The sequence below is a fragment of the Pseudomonas syringae group sp. J248-6 genome, from assembly GCF_032586995.1.
Classification (GTDB): Bacteria; Pseudomonadota; Gammaproteobacteria; order Pseudomonadales; family Pseudomonadaceae; genus Aquipseudomonas; species Aquipseudomonas amygdali.
In genome coordinates, this window is the sequence record NZ_JAWHOP010000024.1 from 13,068 (window position 1) to 40,020 (window position 26,953).

The 26,953-nt window shown below is 59.2% G+C and carries 27 protein-coding genes; 6 read left to right on the top strand and 21 right to left on the bottom strand.

Annotated features, from left to right (window positions below):
* Window positions 1-22 precede the first annotated feature (22 nt).
* The gene (gene fdhA, locus RYC17_RS22740; RefSeq protein WP_057403215.1) at window positions 23-1,222 is read left to right on the top strand and encodes a formaldehyde dehydrogenase, glutathione-independent; all 1,200 of its coding nucleotides are present in this window, start codon (window positions 23-25) and stop codon (window positions 1,220-1,222) included.
* A 66-nt stretch (window positions 1,223-1,288) separates the two neighbouring features.
* Here the strand turns inward: fdhA and RYC17_RS22745 are convergent, their stop codons facing one another.
* Both RYC17_RS22745 and RYC17_RS22750 read right to left on the bottom strand, forming a co-directional pair.
* Window positions 1,289-2,296 carry an RHS repeat-associated core domain-containing protein gene (locus RYC17_RS22745; protein ID WP_316904541.1) on the bottom strand — a complete coding sequence of 336 codons (1,008 nt, stop codon included), beginning with the start codon at window positions 2,294-2,296 and terminating at the stop codon, window positions 1,289-1,291.
* Window positions 2,297-2,718: 422 nt separating this feature from the next.
* Window positions 2,719-3,690, bottom strand: coding sequence for an RHS repeat-associated core domain-containing protein (locus tag RYC17_RS22750; RefSeq protein ID WP_316904542.1), 972 nt, complete (start codon window positions 3,688-3,690; stop codon window positions 2,719-2,721).
* Window positions 3,691-3,920: 230 nt separating this feature from the next.
* Here RYC17_RS22750 and RYC17_RS22755 point away from each other — a divergent pair, with 230 nt between their 5' ends.
* Entirely contained in the window at window positions 3,921-4,484 is a 564-nt protein-coding gene (locus RYC17_RS22755; protein WP_316904543.1) for a DUF2780 domain-containing protein, read from the top strand.
* Here RYC17_RS22755 and RYC17_RS22760 read toward each other — a convergent pair.
* Window positions 4,464-5,363, bottom strand: coding sequence for an acyltransferase (locus RYC17_RS22760; protein WP_316904544.1), 900 nt, complete (start codon window positions 5,361-5,363; stop codon window positions 4,464-4,466). The genes RYC17_RS22755 and RYC17_RS22760 overlap by 21 nt on opposite strands.
* 193 nt (window positions 5,364-5,556) lie before the next feature.
* Here RYC17_RS22760 and RYC17_RS22765 point away from each other — a divergent pair, with 193 nt between their 5' ends.
* Window positions 5,557-6,060: an ATP-dependent zinc protease gene (locus tag RYC17_RS22765; protein ID WP_002555611.1), complete on the top strand. Its 504-nt coding sequence runs from the start codon at window positions 5,557-5,559 to the stop codon at window positions 6,058-6,060.
* 249 nt (window positions 6,061-6,309) lie between these two features.
* Here the strand turns inward: RYC17_RS22765 and RYC17_RS22770 are convergent, their stop codons facing one another.
* The 10 genes from RYC17_RS22770 to RYC17_RS22815 form a co-directional block, all read right to left on the bottom strand.
* Window positions 6,310-6,939, bottom strand: a complete 630-nt coding sequence (locus RYC17_RS22770) for a glutathione S-transferase family protein (protein ID WP_005781167.1) — start codon at window positions 6,937-6,939, stop codon at window positions 6,310-6,312.
* Between the two features lie 69 nt (window positions 6,940-7,008).
* Entirely contained in the window at window positions 7,009-7,191 is a 183-nt protein-coding gene (locus RYC17_RS22775) for a hypothetical protein (RefSeq protein WP_004654803.1), read from the bottom strand.
* Complete coding sequence (locus RYC17_RS22780; RefSeq protein ID WP_316904545.1) at window positions 7,188-8,321, bottom strand: PepSY-associated TM helix domain-containing protein; 1,134 nt, start codon at window positions 8,319-8,321, stop codon at window positions 7,188-7,190. The genes RYC17_RS22775 and RYC17_RS22780 overlap by 4 nt, the downstream gene beginning before the upstream one ends.
* A gap of 121 nt (window positions 8,322-8,442) precedes the next feature.
* The gene (locus RYC17_RS22785; RefSeq protein WP_122259551.1) at window positions 8,443-9,426 is read right to left on the bottom strand and encodes a FecR domain-containing protein; all 984 of its coding nucleotides are present in this window, start codon (window positions 9,424-9,426) and stop codon (window positions 8,443-8,445) included.
* On the bottom strand, window positions 9,423-9,941 hold the full coding sequence (locus RYC17_RS22790) for an RNA polymerase sigma factor (RefSeq protein ID WP_219170439.1): 519 nt from the start codon (window positions 9,939-9,941) through the stop codon (window positions 9,423-9,425). The genes RYC17_RS22785 and RYC17_RS22790 overlap by 4 nt, the downstream gene beginning before the upstream one ends.
* Before the next feature lie 335 nt (window positions 9,942-10,276).
* On the bottom strand, window positions 10,277-11,983 hold the full coding sequence (gene betA / locus RYC17_RS22795; protein ID WP_005758134.1) for a choline dehydrogenase: 1,707 nt from the start codon (window positions 11,981-11,983) through the stop codon (window positions 10,277-10,279).
* A 140-nt stretch (window positions 11,984-12,123) separates the two neighbouring features.
* Window positions 12,124-13,596: a betaine-aldehyde dehydrogenase gene (gene betB / locus RYC17_RS22800; RefSeq protein WP_122281038.1), complete on the bottom strand. Its 1,473-nt coding sequence runs from the start codon at window positions 13,594-13,596 to the stop codon at window positions 12,124-12,126.
* A gap of 105 nt (window positions 13,597-13,701) precedes the next feature.
* A complete protein-coding gene (betI, locus tag RYC17_RS22805; RefSeq protein ID WP_057403222.1) occupies window positions 13,702-14,295 on the bottom strand; it encodes a transcriptional regulator BetI in 594 nt (197 codons plus the stop codon).
* A 298-nt stretch (window positions 14,296-14,593) separates the two neighbouring features.
* Window positions 14,594-15,982 (bottom strand): DUF3482 domain-containing protein, encoded by a 1,389-nt coding sequence (locus RYC17_RS22810; RefSeq protein WP_316904546.1) that lies wholly within the window; start codon window positions 15,980-15,982, stop codon window positions 14,594-14,596.
* A complete protein-coding gene (locus tag RYC17_RS22815) occupies window positions 15,975-17,354 on the bottom strand; it encodes a DUF2868 domain-containing protein (RefSeq protein WP_316904547.1) in 1,380 nt (459 codons plus the stop codon). The genes RYC17_RS22810 and RYC17_RS22815 overlap by 8 nt, the downstream gene beginning before the upstream one ends.
* 109 nt (window positions 17,355-17,463) lie before the next feature.
* Here RYC17_RS22815 and RYC17_RS22820 point away from each other — a divergent pair, with 109 nt between their 5' ends.
* Entirely contained in the window at window positions 17,464-17,976 is a 513-nt protein-coding gene (locus RYC17_RS22820) for a dihydrofolate reductase (RefSeq protein ID WP_054079085.1), read from the top strand.
* Between the two features lie 190 nt (window positions 17,977-18,166).
* The gene (locus RYC17_RS22825; protein WP_316904549.1) at window positions 18,167-19,225 is read left to right on the top strand and encodes a haloacid dehalogenase-like hydrolase; all 1,059 of its coding nucleotides are present in this window, start codon (window positions 18,167-18,169) and stop codon (window positions 19,223-19,225) included.
* A 61-nt stretch (window positions 19,226-19,286) separates the two neighbouring features.
* Here RYC17_RS22825 and trmB read toward each other — a convergent pair whose 3' ends face one another.
* The 4 genes from trmB to RYC17_RS22845 all read right to left on the bottom strand — a co-directional run bounded on the left by trmB (window position 19,287) and on the right by RYC17_RS22845 (window position 21,574).
* Entirely contained in the window at window positions 19,287-19,934 is a 648-nt protein-coding gene (trmB, locus tag RYC17_RS22830) for a tRNA (guanosine(46)-N7)-methyltransferase TrmB (protein WP_219171852.1), read from the bottom strand.
* A gap of 97 nt (window positions 19,935-20,031) precedes the next feature.
* Entirely contained in the window at window positions 20,032-20,826 is a 795-nt protein-coding gene (locus RYC17_RS22835) for a thiazole synthase (protein WP_316904550.1), read from the bottom strand.
* A gap of 51 nt (window positions 20,827-20,877) precedes the next feature.
* A complete protein-coding gene (gene thiS / locus RYC17_RS22840) occupies window positions 20,878-21,078 on the bottom strand; it encodes a sulfur carrier protein ThiS (RefSeq protein ID WP_003372514.1) in 201 nt (66 codons plus the stop codon).
* Between the two features lie 115 nt (window positions 21,079-21,193).
* Window positions 21,194-21,574, bottom strand: coding sequence for a DUF423 domain-containing protein (locus RYC17_RS22845; protein WP_003372515.1), 381 nt, complete (start codon window positions 21,572-21,574; stop codon window positions 21,194-21,196).
* Between the two features lie 80 nt (window positions 21,575-21,654).
* Between RYC17_RS22845 and mtgA the strand changes: the two genes are divergently transcribed.
* Window positions 21,655-22,365: a monofunctional biosynthetic peptidoglycan transglycosylase gene (mtgA, locus tag RYC17_RS22850; RefSeq protein WP_058401210.1), complete on the top strand. Its 711-nt coding sequence runs from the start codon at window positions 21,655-21,657 to the stop codon at window positions 22,363-22,365.
* Between the two features lie 184 nt (window positions 22,366-22,549).
* Here mtgA and rpoH read toward each other — a convergent pair whose 3' ends face one another.
* The 4 genes from rpoH to ftsY form a co-directional block, all read right to left on the bottom strand.
* Window positions 22,550-23,404 carry an RNA polymerase sigma factor RpoH gene (gene rpoH, locus RYC17_RS22855; protein WP_002555629.1) on the bottom strand — a complete coding sequence of 285 codons (855 nt, stop codon included), beginning with the start codon at window positions 23,402-23,404 and terminating at the stop codon, window positions 22,550-22,552.
* A gap of 118 nt (window positions 23,405-23,522) precedes the next feature.
* Window positions 23,523-24,557 carry a permease-like cell division protein FtsX gene (gene ftsX / locus RYC17_RS22860; protein WP_316904551.1) on the bottom strand — a complete coding sequence of 345 codons (1,035 nt, stop codon included), beginning with the start codon at window positions 24,555-24,557 and terminating at the stop codon, window positions 23,523-23,525.
* Window positions 24,554-25,225: a cell division ATP-binding protein FtsE gene (gene ftsE, locus RYC17_RS22865; protein WP_002555631.1), complete on the bottom strand. Its 672-nt coding sequence runs from the start codon at window positions 25,223-25,225 to the stop codon at window positions 24,554-24,556. Before ftsE ends, ftsX begins: the two co-directional genes overlap by 4 nt.
* Window positions 25,222-26,736, bottom strand: a complete 1,515-nt coding sequence (gene ftsY, locus RYC17_RS22870; RefSeq protein WP_316904552.1) for a signal recognition particle-docking protein FtsY — start codon at window positions 26,734-26,736, stop codon at window positions 25,222-25,224. The genes ftsE and ftsY overlap by 4 nt, the downstream gene beginning before the upstream one ends.
* Window positions 26,737-26,953: the final 217 nt, after the last annotated feature.

Here is a 26,953-nt window from a genome sequence, read left to right on the forward strand (position 1 = left end):
CAATAAAAGCGAGGTGACATGTATGTCTGGTAATCGCGGTGTAGTGTATCTCGGCGCTGGCAAGGTCGAAGTGCAATCAATCCCCTTCCCGAAAATGGAAGACCCACGCGGCAAGCGCATCGAACACGGCGTGATCCTGCGCGTAGTCTCCACCAATATCTGCGGCTCTGATCAGCACATGGTGCGTGGTCGCACGACGGCGCAAACCGGGCTGGTCCTGGGTCATGAAATCACCGGCGAGGTGCTGGAAGCCGGGCGCGACGTGGAACATCTGAAAGTCGGTGATCTGGTTTCTGTGCCGTTCAACGTGGCCTGCGGTCGCTGCCGCAGTTGCAAGGAACAGAACACTGGCGTCTGCCTGACGGTCAACCCGGCCCGCCCCGGCGGTGCATACGGCTACGTCGACATGGGCGACTGGGTCGGCGGTCAGGCTGAGTACGTGCTGGTGCCTTACGCTGACTTCAACCTGCTCAAACTCCCGGACCGCGACGCGGCAATGGAAAAAATCCGCGACCTGACCTGCCTGTCCGACATCCTGCCCACCGGCTACCACGGCGCAGTGACTGCCGGGGTTGGCCCTGGCAGTACGGTTTATGTTGCAGGCGCCGGCCCGGTCGGCCTGGCTGCGGCGGCGTCAGCGCGCTTGTTGGGCGCGGCGGTGGTAATCGTCGGCGACGTCAACCCGAAACGCCTGGTCCACGCCAAGGCCCAAGGCTTCGAAATTGCTGACCTGTCCCTCGACACGCCACTGCACGAACAGATCGCTGCCCTGCTCGGCGAGCCTGAAGTGGATTGCGCCATCGACGCGGTGGGCTTTGAGGCTCGCGGCCACGGTCACGCCGGAGCACAGGCCGAAGCACCCGCCACCGTTCTCAACTCGTTGATGGGCGTGGTGCGCGTCGCAGGCAAGATCGGCATCCCCGGCCTGTACGTCACCGAAGACCCGGGAGCCGTGGACGCCGCCGCAAAAATGGGCAGCCTGAGCATTCGCTTCGGCCTGGGCTGGGCCAAATCCCACAGCTTCCATACCGGCCAGACCCCGGTCATGAAATACAACCGCCAGTTGATGCAGGCCATCATGTGGGACCGCATCAAGATCGCCGACATAGTGGGTGTCGAGGTGATCAGTCTGGATGAGGCTCCGCGGGGTTATGGCGAGTTTGATTCGGGCGTGCCGAAGAAGTTTGTGATTGATCCGCATGGGTTGTTCGGTGCTGTGTAGGCATCTAACAGCAAATGGGTTTATTGACTAATTACGTCAGCAGATTCAAGAGCGGGGAATGCTCTTTCACATCTGCTGGCGTATTAATCTTAACTCTTTTTCAGCACTAGCAATTTTAGGGGCTAATTTGTAAGAGGGTGGCGTCGATAGATCCTGAATAGGGTTAGCGAGGTTTTTCTGCGATTTCTTGTATTGTTGAACCAGATCATACTCATAAGGGAGACCATCCTCATCATACAAACTTAACGCAGTGTTTGCCTCTTTTTTCAGCTGTGTAGCCCTTTCAACATACTGACTATAAAGCTTATCGTTGGCCTTAAACTCTTTTGCAGATTTTCTATAGTCAAGACCTGCTTGTTTATTCAATTTTTTTGCAGACACACTCACTGACTTGACTTGTCGCACCGCTGCAGAGCGACTTAACTGTGGCGCACTCGCACTTAAGTTCATCCCGTCAGAACCGCGCAACATAGAACTACCAATAACGCCATCCGTAGACAAACGCCGGGAAGGCTTCATTATTTTAAAAGCTCTTAAAAGTCCCTTCATCAAGGTTGGTGTACTCCCTGTCAAGTCAACCCAATTAACCGGATCCCCCTCACAATACCCATACGCATTCACCCCACCCTCACCAAACGGGCTCAGACTGTCCGGGCTGTTGAACCTCATCAACACCGGGTTAAACGCCCGATACCCATTCCCCAGCAAATAGTGCCCCGTCACCGGGTCAACTCGCTGGCCGGTAAAGCCCGGCAGGCTTGCGGGGCCTGAAGGATGACGATGTCCGTAAGGCGTGTAGGCAAACTCCAACCCCTGAGCGGCAATCACTGACTGCTGTTGATCCGTCGCCAACAACGTGCCGTCGCGCTGATTATTTTCTGCACTCAGGCACGCCAGCAAATGCTCATCCGTGCGCATAAGCGTGTGCTGGACCTGCCCCTGAATCTGCGTAGCCAAGAGTGTCTTCTGATAAAAAAGGCGAGTGCTGCCCTGCCCCGCGGCCGAACAATCGGCCAGGCGATCCAATGGATCGTAGCGATAAACACAGAGCACGGATTGCCCAGACGAAGCCATGGCTTCACTCCTTTGAAGTCACCCATGGCAGCAAGTCTGGGCTGACTATCTGCTTGCGCCCAGCTAGCAGAACTACTAGGTGCCAGGCCGAAAGGCGCTGAACACAGTCATGCCGGCGCACAGACCGAAGCGTCCGCCATAGTGGAGTTTGATGCGGACGTGACGAAGAAATTTGTAATTAATCCGCGTAAGTTGTTGGGTACGACTTGAGCACTGCAACCTTATGATTACCTTCATGATTAAAAGCCCCCCACCTAACCTCTAACCAACTGGGTGATTGGCCTTTATCGAAATCGACTTGGCACGTCTACCGGCTTGTGCAACGCGCCATTGCCATGTCGATTTTTTTAACGACCGTTTTATAATAGCCAACATAATTAACTACAACACGCGATACCTGCTTACCCTTGCCAGCAAATTATTCACGTTTTCGGGATCCATTGTTCCAACTCTCTAAAAGCTTTACGAATATCCATTTTTCTACCTGCTATAGACACAATCGTTTGACGAAGGGGTGATGGGGAATTAACGGCCTGCCCGTTCTTGGGAGGAAGGGGTGGTGGTGGCATGTTTTTGGGAGGACGGGGTGGTTTGGGTGGGATAACACTCGATCGCGCGTTTCTGGGAGGAAGGACCGGCGGAATGCCGTTCAGCTGTCCTGTCTTGGGAGGGCGGGGTGGTGGGACAACAAATTGTGACCCATCGATAACATCAGGTGCAGACGTATGCGAGCTCACCGAGTTAGTTGAAGTAGTTACCTGTGTGGACCCGGAACGATCAAGCAACGGGGAAGATAGAGAATCCTGGCTACCTTTTCGACCAAGTAAACGCTGTTTCACACGGCTTGCTCTTTTCAAAATTTTCACTAAAAACGTTGGCCAATGTCCGCCCGGATCAACCCGATTAACCGGATCCGCCTCACAGTACCCATACGCATTCACCCCGCCCTCACCAAACGGGCTCAGACTGTCCGGGCTGTTGAACCTCATCAACACCGGGTTAAACGCCCGATACCCATTCCCTAACAAATAGTGCCCCGTCACCGGGTCAACTCGCTGGCCGGTAAAGCCCGGCAAGCTTGCGGGGCCTGAAGGATGACGATGTCCGTAAGGCGTGTAGGCAAACTCCAACCCCTGAGCGGCAATCACTGACTGCTGTTGGTCCGTCGCCAGTAACAGGCAATCGTTCTGGTTGTTTTCCACACTCAGGTGAGCCAGCAAATGCTCGTCCGTACGCAGAAGCGTGTGCTGTATCTGCCCCTGAATTTGCGTCGCCAAGCGGCTCTTCTGATAAAAAAGCCGCGTCCTGCCCTGCCCCGCAGGCGAGCAGTCGGCAAGACGATCCGTTGCGTCGTAATGGTAAGTGCAGAGCACTACAGGGCTGGCAGAAGACATGAACATCACCTGCGGCGATCGATGATAGAACCGTAATTCTGGGCGTGTGATCTCGTGCTGCACAGCTAGCAGAAATGCTAGGGAGCCCACCTCGTCTGCCAGAGCCGATTCAGGCAAATGAAATAACTGCCTGTCTTCAGCGCGTTGGGAACAAGCCTCTGTTGCTCACAGTCAAACCGTCTGCTTTACCGCCCACTCATGGGCGGTTCAGGTTTGATAAGGGTGACGCAATGAAAACTGCACGCGGTATGGCTTTGGTAACGTTGATGGCACTGGCTGCAAGCCCGGTGTTTGCCTTCAATCTGAATGACGCCGCAAATGCGGTTTCCAATGCCACGAGTGGCAATCAGAAAGCCACGGCGGCCCCTGAAGTCGCAGGGCTGCTTAATACCCTTGGCACCCAGCTCAATGTCACCCCTGAACAAGCCGTTGGCGGAACAGGCGCATTGCTCGGGCTGGCAAAAAATAAACTGACCAGCACCGATTACTCGCAACTGGCCAAATCCGTTCCTGGCCTGGAGCAGATGTCCGGCACCTCCGCACTGGACAGCCTGGGAGGCGCAAACGGATTGGGCAGCCTGCTCGGTGGCAAGTCCGGCGATAACTCGATGCTCAACAGCGCACTGGGCAACGTGCAGAGCATGGGTGATGTGAATAACGCCTTCAAGGCACTGGGCATGGACAGCACAATGGTCAGCCAGTTTGCCCCGCTGATCCTGCAATACCTTGGGAAGCAAGGTGCCAGCGGTTCGGCGTTGCAGAGCCTGAGTGGGTTATGGGGTACCGGCAGCTGATTCAAGCCGCAACGCCGCAATACGCACATCTTTCTCCACCCAGAGCTGGTTGACCCAGCTCTGGATTTTCTCGCGAAACACCGGATCGTTCTCGTAGTCGCCCTGCCACAGTGCCGGGTCCATTTCGCGGGTCCTGATGTCGACGATCACCTTGGGCACGCGTCCGCACAGCATGTCCCAGAACCCGGGAATGCCTGAACCCGGATAGACCACAGTGACATCCAGAATGGCGTCCAGTTGCTCACCCATGGCAGCCAGCACGAATGCGACGCCACCGGCCTTGGGCTTGAGCAGATGGGTATAGGGCGATGCTTGAGTCGCATGTTTGCCCGGAGTAAAGCGCGTGCCTTCCAGATAGTTGACGATGGTCACTGGCTGACGCTTGAACAGCTCGCAGGCAGCCTTGGTGATCTCCAGATCCTTGCCCTTCAGCTCCGGGTGCTTCGCTAGAAACGCCTTGCTGTAGCGCTTCATGAACGGGTAATCCAGCCCCCACCACGCCAGACCCAGCAGGGGCACCCAGATCAGTTCTTTTTTCAAAAAAAACTTGAAGAAGGGTGTGCGCCGGTTGAGTGCCTGGACCAGCGCAGGAATATCCACCCACGACTGATGATTGCTGATGACCAGATACGAAGTATCACTGCGCAACCCCTCATCGCCACGAATATCCCATTGCGTCGGTACACAGGTTGCGAAGATAACCTTATCAATCTCGGCCCAGGTTTCGGCAATCCACATAACGGCGACTGAACAGCGATCGCGCATTCGGCCTCTGAACAGCAGCTTGAGCAACGCAAAAACCAATAACGGACCTATCAATACCAGCGTATTGATCAGTAACAGCAAAGCAACAAAACAGCCGGTGAGCAGACGGCGCATGGCGGACTCTTGAAGGTTCAGGGGCGGCAATAATAAAGACCCACGCGTTTTACGCCAATTACACAGGTGCTTACAAATGTTTCACGTCCGGGCATTTATGCTGGCCTGACACTCTTGCTGGCGAACCTACTGCAGGTTCGCTGTCTAAAAACGCGCGCCAATCAGGCGCTGACCATTGCGAGGAACCTCTCACGTGAAACCGATCCTGGCGCTATTGTCGTTGCTGGCCCTGCCGGTCATGGCTGCTGAACCGACGCTGTATGGCCGCTATGAGAACATCAAGGTTCTGGACGTAGACCAGACTTTCAAGGCCAAGATGGACACCGGCGCACTGACTGCTTCACTGTCGGCCAAGGACATCGAGCTGTTCCAGCGTGATGGCGATGACTGGGTGCGATTCCGTCTGGCAACCAAGGGCGCCGACAACAAGGTGTATGAGCACAAGGTGTCGCGGATCAGCAAGATCAAAGGGCGTGCAGAAGGTGATGACGAAGACGACGAAGGCATCAACCCTGCCAAGCGTCCTGTTGTAGACCTGGAACTGTGCCTGGGAAACAAGAAGCGCACTGTCGAAGTCAATCTGGTCGACCGCAGCCACTTCAACTTCCCGCTACTGATCGGTGCCAAGGCGCTGCGCGAGTTCGACGCAGCGGTTAATCCGGCACGCCGCTATACCGCTGACCAGCCTGACTGCTGAGGCGTCTCTCATCCCCAACTATCGTGCGACGCTCCGCGTCGCATGCCGTTCTGGACGCTCTGCGTCCGATCTTGAGGGCGTGGCGCGGCACAGATTTGTTACGCAGAGCGTCACCCACGGCATTCCCACGCTGGAGCGTGAGGAACGATAGCCGCACGCGAGAACACCATCGTGCCCATGCTCCGCGTGGGTATGCCGTTCAGGACGCTGCGCGTCCTATCTTGACTGTGCGGCGCTGCGCAGATTGACTCAAACTGGCGGCAGGGTCGCGATCATCGACGGGCGTTGACTGACGTCCAGATACCAAGCGGCCAGTCGCGGATAAGTGCTGCGCCAGTTCAGATCCGGCTGGCGAAAGTCCAGATAACCGAGCGCCACGGCGACGCTGATCGATGCGACATCAAAGGATGTGCTGAGCTCTGTGACCGCATCGCTTTCGAAGTAATGCAGCGAGCGTTCAATCTTCTGCTGCTGGTTGTCCAGCCACTGGTCCCAGTGTTTTTCCTGCGGACGCAAGGCAGTTTCGTAGCGGATCATTACCGCTGCATCCAACACCGCATCGGCCAGCGAAGCCAGGGTCAGGCGCCTCCAGCGTGCCGAGCCTTCCCGGGGGATCAGTGGCAGGCCCACGTGCTGGTGGTCGAGAAAATCAAGAATCACCCGGCTGTCATGAATGACATTACCGTCAGCCAGTCTTAGCGCGGGAAGTTTGCCGGCCGGGTTGTCTTCATTGAGCTCGGCAGACGGGCTGACCGGCGTCAGCACTGTGGTCTGCAACTCGACGCGGTCGAGCTGAGCGGTTTCATGAAGCATCACCATCACCTTGCGGGCAAAAGGCGAGGCGGCGTTGAAGTACAACGTCATCGTGGGCGCTGACATGGGTGTTCCTCGAATGAGACAGGATCCTAGACTAGTCAGCCTGTGACGCGCCTGCAATGAGCGTTTCAATCAGCCGCGCCGCACCAGCAAGCCCTTGATGCTCAACAGGGCAGCCGTCCCCATGCCCAGCCACGCCAGCGTGTCCCACCAGCCATCACCCAGCAGCGCGGCGAACAAGCCGACGCCGATAAGCAGCGCTATCAAGGCGGGTATCGCAAAGGTCTTCCAGAATCGCGATGGCCTGGAACTCATTGCGCCGCCTGAGCGCGAATCACGCTCAGCGAGCGCGTGGCACGCCGTCTCACCCACCACAGGTACACCCCGCTGCCGAGCACAATGATGGTCAGCACATCCAGTACCGCCCAGAGAATCTTCATCGGCATGCCGCCGTAATCACCGAAATGCAGAGGCTGCGACATACCCAATGCATCCATGTACCAGGGACGCTCGACCACGGCCGTGACTTGCAGCGTCTGCGCGTCGATCAGCACTGGCGTGGCCAGGTGCGCAGTCAAGTGCGTGTTGCCTTTGAGGAACACCGCGTAATGATGCTCGCTGGAGAAGCGCGTGCCGGGGAAAGCGATGAAATCGGCCTGCATGCCGGGCGCAGCGGATTCGGCAATTTCCAGCAATCGAGTCGCCGGGGCGCGCTGGGTCAATGGCGGCGCGTCCTTGTAAGGGGCGATCATGGTGGCCAGCGCATCATTGCGCCAGGAGGCAATCAGCAGATCGGCACAGGCACTGATCACCCCCGTCACGCCCACCACCAGCGCCCAGGTCAATGTGACTACGCCAATCAGGTTGTGCAGGTCCAGCCAACGCGTACGCCTGGATTTATTGACCCGCACCTGGCCGAACTCCAGCTTGCGCATGAACGGCGCATACAACACGGTCCCGGAAACAATCGCCACCACAAACAGCAAACCCATGAACGCCAGCAGCAATTTGCCGGGCAGGTTGGCGTACATGTCTACGTGCAGGCGCAGCATGACCATCATGAAGCCGCCATTGGCAGAAGGCATTTCCAGCGCTTCACCGGTGCGTGCATCAAGGGCGAAGGTATGCGATGAGTTGGGCTCGGTATCTGCGGTTGCCGCGGTGATGGCCATCACGCCATTGGGGTCTTCGTCATCCCAGCCGAAATACTGCATCACCTCGCCGGGGCGATGCGCTTCGGCAGCCCTGGCCAGTTGCTCCAGGTTCAGATGCGGCGTGTCGGCAGGCATCTCCTGGTACTGCGGGGCGTCGCCCAGCAGGTGATCGATTTCATGATGGAAGATCAACGGCAGTCCTGTAACCGCGAGCATCAACAAAAACAGGGTGCAAATCAGGCTGCTCCAGGTATGCACGATGGACCAGCGGCGCACGGTTTGGCTTTTCATGGTTTATCCACAGGCGAAGGGACGCAAAACCGAGCGTGCCCCCGAAATGACTTGTAAGACTAAGCCGCTCGAAACCGGAAAAGTGTCAGGGCGATCCGGTGCAGGCATGAAAAGGTATGTTTCAGAGTTTTGCCGGATTGCTGCTGGCCTGCTCATCCCTGGCCAGCACAGTGACCCACCACGCGGTGTGCTGTTCGATCTGCACGGGCAAGGTCGGCAGCAACGCCTTGAGCGCCAGGTCAGTGTCGGCCAGCGGGAATGTGCCGGTAATACGCAGATCAGCCACGGTCGAGTCGACACCCAGATGGCCTGTACGGTAACGACCCAGTTCAGCAAGCATATCCGCCAGCCGGGCGTTGTCCACCACCAACATGCCGCGCGTCCAGGCGTCGACGCCGGAAGGCATGCTGAGCAACGGGCCAAGGCCATTGCGCGTGAGGAGAACCTGCTGGCCCTCGCGCAGAACCTGCTCACCGGACGCATTGCGCGCATTGGCGGCAACCGCTGATTGCAGCACGCTGAGCAGTGTTCCGTCTGACTCGCGCCGGACCAGAAAACGCGTTCCCAGGGCGCGCATTTTGCCATCCGCAGTTTCGACGATGAAGGGCCGCGGATCGTCATGATTGCCGGTCTGCACCAGTATTTCGCCGTCCTGCAGAATCACCCGACGTTGCTGCGCATCGAAGCGCACATCAATCGCGCTGTGGGTGTTAAGGCGAATCAGGGTGTTGTCCGCCAGACGTACTTCACGCTGTTCGCCTGTGGCGGTGCGCTGGTCGGCAAGCCAGTAATCTATCGGCAGGTAGCGGTCGCCGACGAACAATGCCAGACCCAAGGCCATGAACACCCCGGCCAGACCGCCACCGAGCTTGCGCAAACTGTGCCGCTGGGCACCGGGCGATTGCTGCAATGCCTTGCGCGCCGGACCTGCTGGCAAGGAAAAACGCTGATTGACCATGCCCAACTGGCTCCAGGCCCTGGCATGCTCTTCGTCGGCGGCCAGCCAGCGAGCAAGTTCAGCGTCATTGCCGCTGCTGCCATCCATGTTCAATTGCCACTGGATCGCGGCGTCCAGAACATGAGCGGATACCGGCCTGGTGTTCATGTCGGCTCACCGTAGAGCGCCACATAGCACTGACGCATGGCTTGAGCCAGGTATTGCCTGACGCGCGAAACCGAGACGCCCAGCCGCTCGGCAATTTCGCCGTGGCTCAGCCCGTCGAGGCGACTGTACAGAAAGGCTGCCCGTGCTTTGCTGGAGAGACTGCCCAGCATACGGTCGATCGCTTTGAGATCTTCCAGAATCAGCAACTGCTCTTCCGGCGAAGGCTGCTCGGCCTCGGGAACCTGCATCAACTCCACGAGATAAGCCTGCTCCAGCGCAGCGCGGCGGAAGTAGTCGAACATCAGTCCCTTGGCAACGGCCGCCAGGTAAGCTCGCGGTTCTCTGGGCGTCAGCAATTCCTGACGCCCGAGCAAACGCAAGAACGTGTCCTGACTCAAATCCTGAGCACGCTGCGGACAGGCGACATTGCGTCTGAGCCAGGCCAGCAGCCAACCACGATGATCGCGATACAGCGCGCCAACAATCTCGCTATGAGTGCTTGGGACTGACGACACGAAGGGCCTCGATGAGAAAGATCTAACTAAAGAGAATCATTCGCGATTGTGGCAGAGCGGAGGGATGGTGGCAATTCGCGTCTGTCGGGAGGAGGGTCTGAATCGAGTTGGCGCTCGTACCAATGCTCCGCGTCCATTGCGACGCGGAGCGTCGGGAAATGCATTCCCACGCTGGAGCGTGAGGAACGAGAATCTTGTAACTATCGTGCCAATGCTCCGCGTTGGCATGCCGTTCTGGACGCTCCGCGTCCTCTTGCGACGGCAACCGCCGTGAAATGCATTCACGCTGGAGCATGCACAACGAAAGGCGTCCAGGGAGGACGCCCGTCGTCAGATCAGGCCTGGTGGCTGATTTCGCGCAGCGGCTTGCCACGTGCAGGTTTGTCGCCTGCAACGAAGTAGTCGGCGGTGCTGCGAGGCAGGGGCTGACGACCGCGGATCTTGTCGGCGATTTTCTCGGCGATCATGATTGTCGGTGCATTCAGGTTGCCCGTGGTGATGATCGGCATGATCGAGGCATCGACTACGCGCAGGCTTTGCAGGCCATGCACACGGCCCTGACCATCGACAACCGCCATTTCGTCGGTGCCCATCTTGCACGAGCAGGACGGGTGGTAAGCCGTTTCGGCATGCTCACGTACGAACTGGTCCAGCGCTTCATCAGACTGCACATCGATACCAGGGCTGATTTCGCGGCCACGGTACGGGTCCAGAGCCGGTTGCTGCATGATCTCGCGAGTCAGGCGGATGCCATCACGGAACTCCTGCCAGTCCTGCTCGCTGGACATGTAGTTGAACAGGATGCTCGGGTACTCGCGCGGGTCTTTGGATTTGACCTGCACACGACCGCGGCTCGGCGAACGCATGGAGCCAACGTGAGCCTGGAAGCCGTGCTCCTGAACGCCCTTGGTACCGTTGTAGTTAATCGCGACCGGCAGGAAGTGATACTGAATGTTCGGCCATTCGAACGCTTCGCTGGAGCGAATGAAACCACCGGCTTCAAACTGGTTGCTCGCACCGATACCCGTACCGAGGAACATCCACTCGGCACCAATGGCAGGCTGGTTCCACCACTTCAGCGAAGGGTACAGCGACACCGGCTGGGTGCAGGCGTACTGCAGGTACATCTCCAGGTGATCCTGAAGGTTCTGGCCAACGCCCGGCAGGTCATGAACCACCGGAATATCCAGCTTGTTCAGCACTTCGGCCGGGCCGACACCGGAACGCTGGAGAATCTGCGGCGAAGCGATTGCGCCTCCACACAACAGCACTTCCTTGCGGGCACGGGCCTGGATGCGGGTGTCGCTGTCGCCTACCAGGTACGCCACGCCGACGGCACGCTTGCCTTCGAACAGAATGCGATCGGTCAGCGCGTGAGTGACGATGGTCAGGGTCGAGCGCTTCTTGGCCTCGTCCAGATAACCACGGGCGGTACTGGCACGACGACCGTTAGGCGTCACGGTGCGGTCCATCGGACCGAAGCCTTCCTGCTGATAACCATTGAGGTCGTCAGTGCGCGGGAAACCGGCTTGCACGCCCGCCTCGACCATCGCATGGAACAGCGGATTGTTGCCCGCCTTGGGCGTGGTCACGCTGACCGGACCTTCACCACCGTGGTAGTCATTCGGGCCGATGTCGCGGGTTTCGGCCTTGCGGAAGTACGGCAGGCAGTCGAGGTAGCTCCAGTCTTCGAGACCCGGCTCCTTGGCCCAGCCGTCATAGTCCATCGCGTTGCCGCGGATGTAGCACATGCCGTTGATCAGCGACGAACCGCCCAGGCCTTTACCACGACCGCATTCCATGCGGCGGTTGTTCATGTGTGGCTCTGGCTCGGTCTCGTAGGCCCAGTTATAGCGGCGTCCCTGCAGCGGGAATGCCAGTGCGGCTGGCATCTGGGTACGGAAATCCAGACGATAGTCCGGGCCACCGGCTTCCAGCAGCAGAACAGTGACGCCTGCGTCTTCGGTGAGACGGGCTGCCAGGGTGTTACCGGCAGAGCCGGCACCAATGATGATGTAGTCGTATTCGGATTGAGTCGTCATAGAGGCTCCCTCATAGAGCTGCAAGTCTCAAGCCTTGGCTGCAAGCAGAAGCAGCGAGGCGATACTTGTGAAAATGGGGTGCGGCAAACCGCTTTTGATTGCGTCTGCTTGAGGTTTGCCGCGTGCCACTTGAACCGTGTTTAGAAAACCGAGGCGTAGTCGCCCAGTTCGATCTGTACCGACTTGATCCGCGTGTACTGCGCCAGCGAGCTGATACCGTTTTCACGACCAACGCCCGACTGCTTGTAACCGCCGACCGGCATTTGTGCCGCCGATTCGCCCCAGGCGTTGATCCAGCAGATACCGGCTTCCAGCAGATGAATCACGCGGTGTGCGCGGTTCAGGTCACGGGTCACGATGCCTGCGGCCAGACCGAAATCGGTGTCGTTGGCGCGGCGCACCACTTCTTCTTCGGTGTCGTAGCCGAGGATGCTCATCACCGGGCCGAAGATTTCTTCACGCACGATGGTCATGTTGTCGGTGCAGTCGGTAAACACGGTTGGCGCAACGAAAGCGCCCTTGTCGAACACACCACCGGTCAAGCGATCACCGCCGCACAACAGGCGTGCGCCCTGCTCTTTGCCCTTGGCGATGTAGCCCAGCACACTTTCCATGTGCTCGAAGCTGACCAGCGGGCCGAAGTTGATGTTTTCGTCTTCCGGGTTACCGGCGCGAATACGCTTCACACGCTCAAGGATTTTCGCTTCGAATTCGGCTTTCAACGCGTTCGGTACAAACACGCGCGTACCGTTGGTGCAGACCTGGCCGGAGCTGTAGAAGTTGGCCATCATTGCGATGTCGGCAGCACGGTCCAGATCAGCGTCGTCAAACACGATCAGCGGCGACTTGCCGCCCAGCTCCATGGTCACTTCCTTGAGCGAAGAGCTCGATGCACTGGCCATGACTTTCTTGCCGGTGTCGGTGCCGCCGGTGAACGACACTTTCTCGATGCGCGGATGCTCGGTGATCCAGGTGCCGACTTCACGGCCGCTGCCGGTCAACACGTTGAATACGCCGTTCGGTACGCCCGCTTCGGTGTAGATTTCTGCCAGCTTCAGGGTGGTCAGCGAGGTGACTTCACTTGGCTTGAAGATCATCGCGTTGCCCGCCGCCAGCGCCGGTGCGGATTTCCACAGGGCGATCTGGATCGGGTAGTTCCACGCACCGATGCCTGCAACCACACCCAGCGGCTCTCGGCGGGTGTAAACGAAGGAGGAATCACGCAGCGGGATCTGTTCGCCTTCGATGGCGGGCACCAGGCCTGCGTAGTATTCCAGCACGTCAGCGCCGGTCACGATATCCACGTAACGGGTTTCGGAGATGGCTTTGCCGGTGTCCAGCGTTTCCAGCGCGGCCAGTTCATCGTTGCGCTCGCGCAGGATATCGACAGCACGACGCAGGATGCGCGAACGCTCGACGGCGGTCATGGCAGCCCAGATCTTCTGGCCTTTTTCAGCAGCAACGACTGCGCGCTCGACGTCTTCCTTGCCGGCACGCTGGATCTGCGCCAGTACTTCGCCGTTCGCCGGGTTGATGGCATCGAAAGTTTCAGTGTTGCTGGCATCGACGTAACCGCCATCGATGTAAAGTTTCTGCAGTTCAAAACGGGCCATAAAGTCCTCGCAAATTCAGTGGGGGGGCGATGACTGATTTCAGTGTGCCGGAAACATTGGGCAACACGGTCTTGCAGTCGTTCGGCAGGCAGGCTTCGAAAGCTCTCAGCCAGCCGATTTCGCCAGTTGAAAATCCATGTATTCGTAGGCAATCCGTTGTGCTTGCTCGGTGTCGAATGCATCGCCTGACAACGCGCCTCTCAGCCACAGCCCGTCTATCAGGGCGGCAAGCCCGCGGGCGGCGCTGCGTGCCTGTTCCAGTGGCAAGGTGCGGCGGAACTGACAGCACAGGTTCGAATACAAACGGTGGTCGTTGATACGCTGCAATCGGTGCAGCGAAGGGTGATGCATGCTGGTCGCCCAGAAGGCCAGCCAGGTTTTCATGGCCGGGCCGCTGACCTGACTGGCATCGAAGTTACCTTCGATGATCACTTGCAGATGAGCCCTTGGGCTGTCTTCGGTCAGCGCCTGCCGACGTTCGCGGACGTTCAGGATCAAGGCGTTCATCAGATGCCGCATCGTGGCGGCAATCAGGCCGTTCTTGTCCTGAAAATAGTGACTGATGATGCCGTTGGACACGCCCGCCAGTCGCGCAATCAGAGCAATGCTGGCGTCGCCCATACCGACCTGATCGACCGCTGTGAGCGTGGCCTGGATCAGTTGTTGGCGGCGGATGGGTTGCATTCCGACCTTGGGCATTGGCGCGATTCTCCCGGGTGTCTGCAATGATCGTTGTACCAAAACGGTGAGGCCAGTCTAAAGATTTTTTATTGAACGATCAATCAATAAAAAACAATCGGCAGGTTTTCGCCAGTAAACGGCAAGCTGAAAAGCGCCTGAAAGCGGGGGTTCTGGAGGATGCGTCAAGGCGCAGATTTGTGACGCGGAGCGTCACCCACGGCATTCCCACGCTGGAGCGATATCTCAACTATCGTGCGACGCTCCGCGTCGCATGCCGTTCTGGACGCTCTGCGTCCGGTCTTCAGCGCTGGAACAGTCAATCCTGCAAAACCACATCCGCCAGTTGATCAATCGCTTCCTGCCGCTCCGCCTGATTCGGTTTGGCGTGCGGGTTGAGTGTGGACCATTGCGGGTGGGCACGGGCGCGGGTGAGCGGCTCGGGGATTTTGCCTTTGCGCCAGGTTTTGTCCTGCGGCGTGGTCAATTCCATGCTGTGAATGGCCGCATGGCCTCTCACTCCCAACGCCAGCAACAAGTGCCCCTGTCGCAGAGCAAGCAGGCGCAACACTGCATCGTCCACCGTCAACTCCCTGCGGCCCTTCAACTTGCCCAGCAAGCGTCCGCCGTAGCTGCGCGCCGTCAACAGGGCACCGCCTGCAATCGCACCGACCAAAGCCGCCGCGCCAAGCGTTACGCCGCCGACCATCAGGTCGACCCCTGCCCCGGCCGCCGCACCGGCTGCCACGCCGCCACCAACCCGCACGCCCATCAACCTGAGGGTTTCCGGATTGAACAGATCATCGCCCCAACGGCCGTCCATCAACGGCAAATCGCTGGTAGACACGTCGTCCTTGCGAAAGGCATACAGCTTGAGCAGCGCCTCGACACATTGCTGCTCACGCTGACGAACAGCCTTGCGCAACGCTTCCACCGCCTGCTGTTCCTGCTCGGCACTGGTCTCGACGCTACGCCGACACGCTGCACAGTCAATCAACAGTTCGGCGATGAGACGAGCCGCGCTGTGTTTTCTGGCTCGACGTTGCTTCTCCTGATCGTCAATCAAACGTTCAAGCCGAGGCCGCGCGCTTTCCAGCAGCAGCGCCAGGCTTTCATACAGACGACGGCCGCCATCTTCCGGCGGTGCGACGCTGTCGAAGCGCACCAATGCATGCAGCCCCAGGCGTGAAAGTGCCTCTCGCCATTCCGGCTCGCGGTGCTCGCGCGCACTGACGAAATTGAGCACAGGCAGCAACGGCTTGCCACAACTGGCCAGCACCGCCAGCTCGTCACGGTACTTGGCGAGCACCGGTTCGCGTGCATCGATCACATACAGCCCGGCGTCCGAGCCGAGCAACTGGCGCATGACCTTGGCCTCTTGCTCAAAGCGTTGGCGTGCCTCGCTGCCCTCCAGAAAGCGCGCCAGTCGCGCCGGCCCGTCCAGACGCTCGCCGGGACGGTCCAGGCGCTCCAGATAATCGAGCAGTGCGATAGCGTCTTCCAGGCCAGGCGTGTCGTACAGCTCGACCAAGGCCTCGCCGTCCACAGAAAGGCGCGCGCCTTCCACATGACGGGTGGTGCTGGGCCGGTGAGACACTTCACCGAAGCTGACATCGCCGGTCAGGGTGCGCAGCAGCGACGTCTTGCCGACATTGGTGTGGCCGACCACCGCCAGCTTGATGGCACGGGCATTGTCTGCTTCAGTCATGGCCTGTCTCCAGCCAGTTCAAGGGCGCGCTGTCGGTGCGCGGCAACTGCAACCCATCCAGAGCGGCGTGCCAGTCGCCCAGACGCTCCAGATCGAGCACCTGCCCGGCAGGCGCGGGCAGCAGCCAGACGCGTGTCGCCCCCGCGCTGCGCGCCAGTTCGGCCATCAGCGCCAGACTGCCACGATCCGGTGAGCGGCGCGGATCACAGGCGACCACCATGCGCGCAGGCGGATAGTGAGTCAGTTGTTCAAGCAGCTTGTGGCGCGACTCACGGCTGTCGAGAATGCCTGCATCGACCACGCCTGACGGCAGTTCTGGCGGCCAGACTTGTTGATCATCCAGCTCGATGGCTACCAGCAACGCGCCATTGCTGTCGGACGCCCCCACGCCGGGCTGAATCTGATGCAGCGCGGCAGGTTCGACGTCATTGACGCCCAATCGCTCGCTGCTGGGCATCAATCGTTCACGCAGCTCAAGGTACTCGGGCAACTCAAGATCGAGACGCAGCCCCGCACTCCCCTGCTTCCAGTGCCACAGGCAGAACGCTGCCAGCAACAGACGCGGCACAATGCCGTAGACCAGCAGCACGCCCACCAGCCACGCAGCCCAGGCCTGGCGTGCATTCTCGATACTCAGCGCTGCATTGCCGCTGGCGCGAATCATGGCTTCGTCCGGCACACTGAAGCCCAGCCAAGCCGGGACGGTACTGAGTGTCTGAGTCAGGCTGACAAACGTGTCGCTGCTCAAAATGGTGGTTTCCCAGACAAACCCGTAGCGCCGGGTCGCCATCAGCATCAACAGCACCACCAGCGCACTGACCAGCGCGAGCAGCCACAGGCTGTGAACCACCAGGCCAAGCACCCAGCGATTCAGACGCTTGCGTTGCAGCAGCAGAACCAATGCCGGAGCAAGTTGCGCAGCCTGGGCGTCACGGGCAAGCTTTTCACTCAACCACAGCCATAAGCGGCCCAGCCCGCTGTTGCTGCGGCCAGCGAAGATAAAGCCCAGCGCCCAGGTAGCCAGCAGCACCAGATTAAGCCCAAGCAGACTGCCCAGCGCCCAGAACACATTGACCGGTGCCTGCCCGTCGCCCATTGCGGCGAAGGCCAGGCCCGCGCCACTGATGACAGCGAATACGGCAAGCGCAATCAACGCCAACCGCGCGCCCTGCTTCCAGTGATGCAATGCGCCGAGCATGCCGTCGCGCTGTGCCAGCCCAAGGGCGCGATGGGTGATACGGGCAGTCAGGTCGCCTCCGGCCGCCCGGGCGCGGCGATTGGCTTCCTGATCATCCAGCGCGCCAGCCTGTTGTTCACGCAGGCGCACGGCTTCGGTCAGCCAGAGGGTATCGAGTGGGGTCAGTGCAGTCACACAGTGTCTCTTGATTGAATTCAGCGGTGAGCATAACCGCTGTCATGGGACTGAGCACGGTGCGTGTCAGTTCATTCGCCTGCCCTGCGACCTCTGATATCCTCGGCGCATGAAAACTCATCTCCCCCTTAGCCTGATTGCCGCCCTTGGTGAAAACCGAGTGATCGGCGTCGACAATTCCATGCCCTGGCATTTGCCGGGGGATTTCAAATACTTCAAGGCCACGACGCTCGGCAAGCCGATCATCATGGGTCGCAAGACCTGGGATTCGCTGGGCCGCCCCCTGCCCGGTCGCCTGAACCTGGTAGTCAGCCGGCAGACTGATTTGCAGCTCGAGGGCGCGGAAGTCTTCCCTTCGCTGGATGCCGCAGTCGTGCGCGCCGAGCAATGGGCGAAGGAACAGGGTGTCGACGAGGTGATGCTGATCGGCGGCGCGCAGCTTTATGCTCAGGGCCTTCCCGAGGCAGATCGCCTGTACCTGACTCGCGTGGCACTGAGCCCTGATGGCGACGCGTGGTTTCCTGAATTCGATACGGCGCAGTGGGCGCTGGTGTCCGATACCGAGAACGCGGCTGTCGATGACAAGCCTGCTTACAACTTTGAAGTCTGGGAACGCGTCTGATAAGCGTTTTTCGGCGCATTTGAGGTCGCTGACGAAAAACTGCAATAAAAGTGTCGCTTTTGGTTTAACTGTCGCAAATAAAGGGGCAAACGGCGTCTTTTGGCCTTTTTCGGGTCGCTGACGTACTTTTGCCTTCACAATAATTTGTTACGGTTTGTCCCTTCGTTTTTATGACAAGGGAAAATCGCCTATGAAAATCGCGCCAAAACTGCTGGTTGCAGCGCTCTGTGCCGGGCTCGCCAGTCAGTCCTTTGCTGCCACCGAATTGAAGCATTGGCCCGAGCCTGCCGCCAAGGCGCTCGACGCGATGATTGCGGCGAATGCCAACAAGGGCAATTACGCAGTCTTCGACATGGACAACACCAGCTACCGCTTCGACCTCGAAGAGTCGCTGCTGCCGTACATGGAAAACAAAGGCCTGATCACCCGCGAAAAACTCGATCCCTCGCTCAAGCTGATCCCCTTCAAAGACACCGCCGAGCACAAGGAAAGCCTGTTCAGCTACTACTATCGCCTTTGCGAAATAGACGACATGGTCTGCTACCCGTGGGTCGCGCAGGTGTTTTCCGGCTTTACGCTGCAGGAGCTCAAAGGCTATGTCGATGAGCTGATGGCCCTGAAAAAGCCGATCCCTGCGACCTACTACGAAGGCGATACCGTCAAGCAGCTCAATGTCGAGCCGCCGCGGGTATTCACCGGGCAGACCGAGCTGTACAACAAGCTGATGGAAAACGGCATCGAGGTGTATGTGATGACCGCCGCGTCCGAAGAGCTGGTGCGTATGGTCGCTGCCGATCCGAAGTACGGCTACAACGTCAAACCGCAGAACGTGATAGGCGTCACCACCCTGCTCAAAGACCGCAAGACCGGTGAGCTGACTACCGCACGCAAGCAAATCACAGCGGGCAAATACGATGCGAAAAGCAACATGGGACTGGAGCTGACACCTTATCTGTGGACCCCGGCGACCTGGATGGCCGGCAAGCAGGCGGCGATTCTGACCTACATCGACCAGTGGAAAAAACCGGTTCTGGTCGGCGGCGATACCCCGACCAGCGACGGCTACATGCTGTTTCACAGCGTCGACGTGAGCAAGGGCGGCGTGCACTTGTGGATCAACCGCAAGGACAAGTACATGACCCAGCTCAATGGCATGATCAAGGACAATGCCGAAGCTCAGGCCAAGGAGAAATTGCCGGTCACGGCGGACAAGAACTGGGTGATCGTCAAGCCGGACGAGATTCAGTAAGCCGCCGGACAAGCTTCATGCTGCGTGATCGTGCCCAGGTGACCGGGCACGATCAGCATACTCAGTCGAGCTTTTCGAACTTCAGATCCCAGACGCCGTGCCCAAGCTTCTCGCCACGGCGCTCGAACTTGGTGATCGGCCGTTCGGCAGGACGCGGCACGTACTGGTTGTCTTCGGCCTGGTTGCGATAACCGGGCGCCACGCTCATCACTTCCAGCATGTATTCCGCGTACGGACCCCAATCGGTGGCCATGTGAAACACACCGCCAACCTTCAGCTTGCTGCGTACCAGTGCGGCGAATTCCGGCTGCACGATACGGCGCTTGTGGTGACGGCTCTTGTGCCACGGATCCGGGAAGAACAGCATCAGGCGATCAAGGCTGTTATCGGCGACGCAGCGGTTCAGCACTTCAATGGCGTCGCAATCGTAGACGCGCACATTAGTCAGCCCCTGGGTGAGTACGCCGTTGAGCAATGCGCCTACGCCTGGAGAGTGCACCTCGACACCGATGAAGTCGTGCTCGGGAGCCGCAGCGGCCATTTCCAGCAGCGAGTGGCCCATGCCGAAGCCGATTTCCAGCGTACGCGGCGCAGAGCGACCGAACACCTGATCGAAATCCACCGGCGCATCGGTCAGCGACAGGCCGTACAAAGGGAGACCTTGATCAAGGCCGCGCTGCTGACCTTCGGTCATGCGGCCGGCACGCATCACGAAACTCTTGATGCGGCGGTGCGGGCGCTCTTCGCCTTCTTCGACAGCAGGCGACTCTGGGTGCGGAACGTGCGAATCAGTCATCAACGGGCTCTTACTTGATCAGGCCATCCAGCGGCGAAGACGCGCTGGCATAGAGTTTTCGAGGCATGCGTCCGGCGAGGTACGCCAGACGACCGGCAATTACAGCGTGCTTCATGGCTTCGGCCATCATCTCCGGCTGCTGGGCATGGGCGATGGCCGAGTTCATCAATACGGCTTCACAGCCCAGCTCCATTGCGATGGTGGCGTCGGAGGCAGTGCCGACACCGGCATCGACCAATACCGGGACCTTGGTTTCTTCAAGGATGATCTGCAGGTTGTATGGGTTGCAGATCCCCAGACCACTGCCGATCAGCCCTGCCAGCGGCATGATCGCGATGCAGCCGATTTCGGCCAGCTGGCGAGCGATGATCGGGTCATCGCTGGTGTAGACCATCACGTCGAAACCGTCCTTGACCAGTATCTCGGCAGCCTTGAGGGTTTCGATCACATTCGGAAACAGGGTTTTCTGGTCAGCCAGGACTTCGAGCTTGACCAGATTGCGACCGTCGAGCAATTCCCGCGAAAGGCGGCAGGTGCGCACGGCCTCGGTTGCATCGAAGCAGCCAGCGGTGTTCGGCAAGATGGTGTAGCGATCAGGTGGCAGCACGTCCAGCAGGTTCGGCTCGCCGGGGTTCTGGCCGAGGTTGGTGCGACGCACCGCAACAGTCACGATCTCGGCACCCGAGGCTTCAATGGCCAGACGGGTCTGTTCCATATCGATGTACTTGCCGGTGCCTACCAAAAGACGCGACTCGAAAGTCCGACCGGCCAGGACGAAGGGCTTGTCGCTGCGAACATTGCTCATCGGAAATCCTCATAACGTGCAGATTGGGTTGGGCGCAGTGCGGATTGCGAACTAGCCACCGCCAATGGCATGAACCACTTCGACCTGATCGCCTTCACTCAGGACGGTCGCCGCATGCTGACTGCGCGGCACGATATCCAGGTTCAGTTCCACCGCAACCCGGCGTCCGGCAAGGTCCAGGCGGGTCAGCAATGCCGCGACGGTTTCGCCATCGGGCAATTCAAAGGGTTCACCGTTCAACTGAATGTGCATGCGAGAGCAGCCATCATTTTTGGGGGGCCAGCATTCTAGCCCGATCAGCCGGTATGACCAAGGCAAAGCCACGCCATTCGTCTCAAGCGCGGCCGGCTTCCAGGGGAGCGGATGCTCACGGAGGCGAACCCAGCCTCCAGGCCGCCAGCCCCAGCATCGACCAGCCGAACAGAAATGCCAGACCACCGAACGGGGTGATGATGCCCAGCTTGCTGAAACCGGTCAGGGTCAGCGCGTAGAGGCTGCCGGAAAACAGCAGGATACCGACCGCGAAGGAGAATCCGGCCCAGGTGATCAGGCGCCCGGGGATGTGCGTTGCCAGTATCGCCACGCCGAGCAGGGCCAGCGCGTGGATCAGTTGGTAAAGCACACCCGTATGGAACACCGCCAGGTACTCGGCACTCAGGCGTTCCTTGAGACCGTGGGCGGCAAATGCGCCCAACGCCACACCCGTGAAGCCGAAGAAGGCAGCAAGCATCAAAAAGCTACGAAGCATCAGGAACTCCAGTGAAAAATCGTCGAAAGGCGCACGGTCTGTATAATGGCCCGCTCAACGGGTTCGGCCAAGCCATCTCTATGCTGCAGTCTATTCTTCGTCGCATCGTCAAAGCCCTGCTATGGTTCGCCGCAGGCAGTGTTCTCGTGGTTCTGGTTCTGCGCTGGGTGCCGCCACCGGGCACGGCCCTGATGGTCGAGCGCAAGGTCGAATCCTGGGTCGACGGCGAGCCTATCGACCTGCAACGCGACTGGGAACCGTGGGACAAGATCTCCGACAACCTTAAAATTGCGGTCATTGCCGGCGAGGATCAGAAATTCGCCGAGCACTGGGGTTTCGACGTCGACGCCATTCAAGCGGCCATCCTGCATAACGAGCGCGGTGGCTCGATCCGTGGTGCCAGTACGCTTAGCCAGCAGGTGTCGAAAAACCTGTTCCTGTGGTCCGGTCGCAGTTACCTGCGCAAAGGGCTTGAAGCATGGTTCACCATGCTCATCGAGCTGCTGTGGTCCAAGGAGCGCATCCTTGAGGTGTACCTGAACAGCGTCGAATGGGACGAAGGCGTATTCGGCGCGCAGGCCGCAGCGCAACATCACTTCCGCACCAACGCCAGCGCGCTTTCTGTACAGCAGGCCAGCTACCTCGCCGCCGTCCTCCCCAACCCGCGCGAGTGGAGCGCCAGCCACCCGAGCAGCTACGTTTCCCGCCGTGCAGGCTGGATTCGTCAGCAAATGCGTCAGTTGGGTGGGGATGAGTATTTGCAGGGGTTGAACAGCAGCCGTCGCTGGTGATGGGCTGGTTCGGCGATTATCGTTCCCTACTCCAGCGTGGGAATGCAGTTCGCGACGCTCTGCGTCGCAAAGAGGACGCAGAGCGTCCGGAACGGCATGCCCACGCGGAGCATGGGCACGATAGCCAATCCCGCTAACAAAAACGCCCCGATTATCTCGGGGCGTTTTTCGTTGCTAGGCAGCCTTACGCGGCAATCGACGTCTTGAGCTTGTTCATCGCGCTTTTTTCCAGCTGACGAATACGCTCTGCAGAAACGTTGTACTTCTGCGCCAGGTCGTGCAGCGTGGCTTTTTCTTCTGCCAGCCAGCGCTGGTAGAGGATGTCGCGGCTGCGTTCGTCCAGCACGTCCAGCGCCTGATGCAGGTTGGCGGTGGAGTTGTCAGTCCAGTCGGAATCTTCCAGTTGACGCGCCGGGTCGTAACGGTGGTCTTCCAGATAATTGGCTGGTGACTGAAACGCACTGTCGTCGTCTGCTTCGGCTGCCGGGTCAAAGGCCATGTCATGACCGGTCAGACGGCTTTCCATCTCACGCACTTCACGCGGCTCGACGCCAAGGCTTTCAGCGACGCGATGCACCTCGTCGTTGTTCAGCCAGGCCAGACGCTTCTTCTGGCTACGCAGGTTGAAGAACAGCTTGCGCTGCGCCTTGGTGGTGGCGACCTTGACGATGCGCCAGTTACGCAGGATGAACTCGTGAATTTCGGCCTTGATCCAGTGCACGGCAAAGGACACCAGACGCACGCCCATTTCGGGGTTGAAGCGCTTCACGGCCTTCATCAGACCGACGTTACCTTCCTGAATCAGGTCAGCCTGAGCCAGACCGTAACCCGAATAACTGCGAGCGATGTGCACGACAAAGCGCAGGTGGGCGAGGACCATTTGTCGGGCCGCGTCCAGATCCTGCTCATAGTAGAGACTTTCAGCCAGTTCACGCTCCTGCTCGGGCGTCAGCAAGGGAATGCTGTTGACCGTGTGCACATAGGCCTCAAGGTTCGCACCCGGGACTAAAGCATAAGCAGGTTGCAAAGAAGTGGTCATACGAAAAAACCTCCAGCGCACAGGTTATGTGCAGTTCAGCAATAGCCAGATTGACCCGGAACCGCTAACCAAGTTCCTTGATTTTCAGAAGCCAGTCTGGTGAACGAAAAATTTGCCTCTAACGGGGCGCCAGTTCACGCAAGTGACGAGCGACCGCAATCCAGGCACCGATATACCCTAACAGAACCGCTCCAAGCAAGAGCGAAAGACCATCACCCATCGGAACACCTGCCAGCGCAAAGTCGCTTCCATAGAGACCTGCCAGCCCGACGACCGCACCGTTCAGCCAGTTCAGGCCATAAGCCAGAACGCCCCAGGACAGGATACCTGCCCCGAAACCGTACAGCGCGCCCATATAAAGGAAGGGTCTGCGCACGTAGCTGTCAGTACCGCCCACCAGCTTGATGACTTCGATTTCGATACGGCGGTTTTCAATATGTAGACGAATTGTGTTACCAATTACTAACAGCAAAGCTGAGACCAGCAAAACCGTCAAGCCGAAAACGAATCGGTCACCCAGCTTGAGGATCGCGGCCAGCCTTTCGACCCAGACCAGATCCAGTTGCGCCTGCTCGACTTTAGGCAGTTCTGCCAACCGCGTGCGCAAGGCTTCCAGCGCAGGTTTGTCCACTTCATCCGGCGTTACCAACACCACGCCTGGAAGCGGGTTCTCTGGCAATTCCTTGAGCGCCTCGCCCAGACCGGACTGTTGCTTGAACTCACCCAATGCCTGCTCGCTGCTGATGTACTCGGCATCTGCCACACCGGGCATCGACTTGATTTCATCACGCAGGCGAGTGCCATCAGCGGTGCTGGCATCCAGCTTCAGGTAGATGGAAATCTGTGCAGCGCGCTGCCACGAACCACCCAGACGCTCGACATTGCTCAGTAGCAATGACAGGCCCATCGGCAAGCTCAAGGCAATCGCCATCACCAGACAGGTAAAGAAACTGCCAATCGGTTGTTTTCCCAGACGTCGCAGGCTGTCCAGCAGACTGGAGCGATGGCTTTCCAGCCACGCCGACAACAACGCACTGAAATCCGGGCCGTCATCATCATGGTCGTGACGCTGCTTTTTCTTTTTCGGCGGCACTGGATCGGCGGCCTTGGGCGCAACGCGTTCGGAAACCTTGGAGCTGCGTGTAGCACTCATACTCCGGCCTCCCCGTCACCGATCAGACGCCCGCGTTGCAGGGTCAGCATGCGATGGCGCATGCGGGCAATCAATGCAAGGTCGTGACTGGCAATCAGCACGCTGGTCCCCAGTCGGTTGATATCTTCAAACACGCCCATGATTTCCGCCGCCAGACGTGGGTCGAGGTTACCGGTAGGTTCATCGGCCAGCAGCAAGGCCGGGCGATGGACAATGGCGCGGGCAATCCCGACACGCTGTTGCTGACCGGTGGACAGGTCGCCGGGGTACAGCTCGGCCTTATCGGATAGCGCCACACGCTCAAGGGCCGAATCGACCCGTTTGGCAATCTCGGGCTTGGACAGACCGAGGATCTGCAAGGGCAAAGCGATGTTGTTGAACACCGTGCGATCGAACAGCAACTGGTGATTCTGGAACACCACGCCGATCTGACGACGCAGAAACGGGATCTGTGCGTTGCTGATCTGCCCAAGGTCCTGGCCGGCAAGCATCAGTTTGCCGGTAGTTGGACGCTCCATGGCCAGCAACAGGCGTAACAGCGTGCTTTTGCCGGCACCGGAATGACCAGTGACAAACAAAAACTCGCCGCGACGTACTCGAAAGCTCAGTTCATGCAACCCGACATGTCCATTCGGGTAGCGCTTACCGACCTGCTCGAATCGAATCATGGACGCTCCCGCTCCGCAAACAGTGCCTGAACAAAGGGTTCGGCCTCGAAGGTACGCAAGTCATCGATACCTTCACCGACGCCGATATAGCGAATCGGCAAGCCGAACTGCTTGGCCAGGGCGAAAATCACGCCGCCTTTGGCTGTGCCATCCAGCTTGGTCAGCGCCAGCCCGGTCAACGTAACCGTCTGGTTGAATTGCTTGGCCTGATTGATAGCGTTCTGCCCGGTGCCTGCATCGAGGACCAGCAGGACTTCGTGAGGAGCATCTGCGTCCAGCTTGCCGATCACGCGGCGAACCTTCTTCAACTCCTCCATCAGGTTGTCCTTGGTGTGCAGGCGACCTGCGGTGTCGGCGATCAACACATCAATGCCACGGGCCTTGGCGGCCTGCACGGCATCGAAAATCACCGAGGCGGAATCGGCACCGGTGTGCTGAGCGATGACCGGTATGTGATTACGCTCACCCCAGACCTGCAATTGCTCGACGGCTGCAGCGCGGAACGTGTCGCCCGCGGCCAGCATGACCTTCTTGCCTTCCAGTTGCAGCTTCTTGGCCAGCTTGCCGATGGTGGTGGTCTTGCCCGCACCATTGACGCCGACCACCAGAATCACGAACGGCTTGTGCTCGGCCTTGATCACCAGCGGTTGCTCGACAGGCTTGAGCATCGCAGCCAGTTCGCCCTGCAACGAGGTGTACAACGCCTGAGCATCGGTCAACTGCTTGCGCGCGACCTTCTGAGTCAGGCTCTTGATGATGACCGATGTGGCCTCAACGCCGACATCGGCGGTCAGCAAACGGGTTTCGATTTCTTCCAGCAGGTCATCATCGATGGCTTTCTTGCCCAGGAACAGGCTGGCCATGCCTTCGCCGATGCTGGCGCTGGTTTTCGACAGCCCCTGCTTCAGGCGAGCAAAGAAGCCGACCTTACCGGTTTCGGGCTCTTGTACCGGAGCAGGGGCCAGAGCAGGAACCACTTGCGGAACAGGCGCTACCGGTTGTGGCACAGCCTGCGCTACGACGGGTTCTGGTTCTGGTTCTGGTTCTGGTTCTGGTTCTGGAACAGGCTGGACCAGTAGCGGCTCGGGAACACTCAGCGGCACGATATCAGCCACAGGTTGCGCTGCGACCGGCTCGGGCATGGCATGAGCCTGACTTTGCTCAGGGATTGGCGGGGTGATGTGCGGCTCGCGCTCGTCACTCAGTGCCACTGGCTCCTCGGTTACCGGCAAGGTCAGCCACGGCTGAGGCGACGGCGCACCTGGCTCGACATGGCCTTGCTGCGAATTCGCAACCGGCTCGACGATGCTCTCGGGTACAGATTGCGAGGCCGCAGGAGGCTCAACCTGCGGCGTGGTCACAACCGGGTCGTGGACCGGATCGGGTTGCGTCGGGGATGATTCTTGTGGCGCTGGCTCGGCTTGCTGCGGTTTCTTGCGCAGCCATCCGAACAGGCCTTTCTTCTCTCCAGCCTCGGCTGGGGTCTTCTTGTCGTCGTTGGAACCAAACATGGAGGACGGCTATCTCAAGGTTGCGGGGCGCCAGAGGGCGACCCGGAAAAATTCTGACATGCAAAACAGACTGCGTTTAGGACTTCTTGTTCACTCAACGGCCGCTTGAAGCGCTACCTTTACCTGCGTTTCAGACAGGTTTCACTCGCAATCGGCCAGTGAAGGCTGTCTCTGAAGCAAACGGATCAGTATCCTAACACCCCCGCGCCCGCCGACG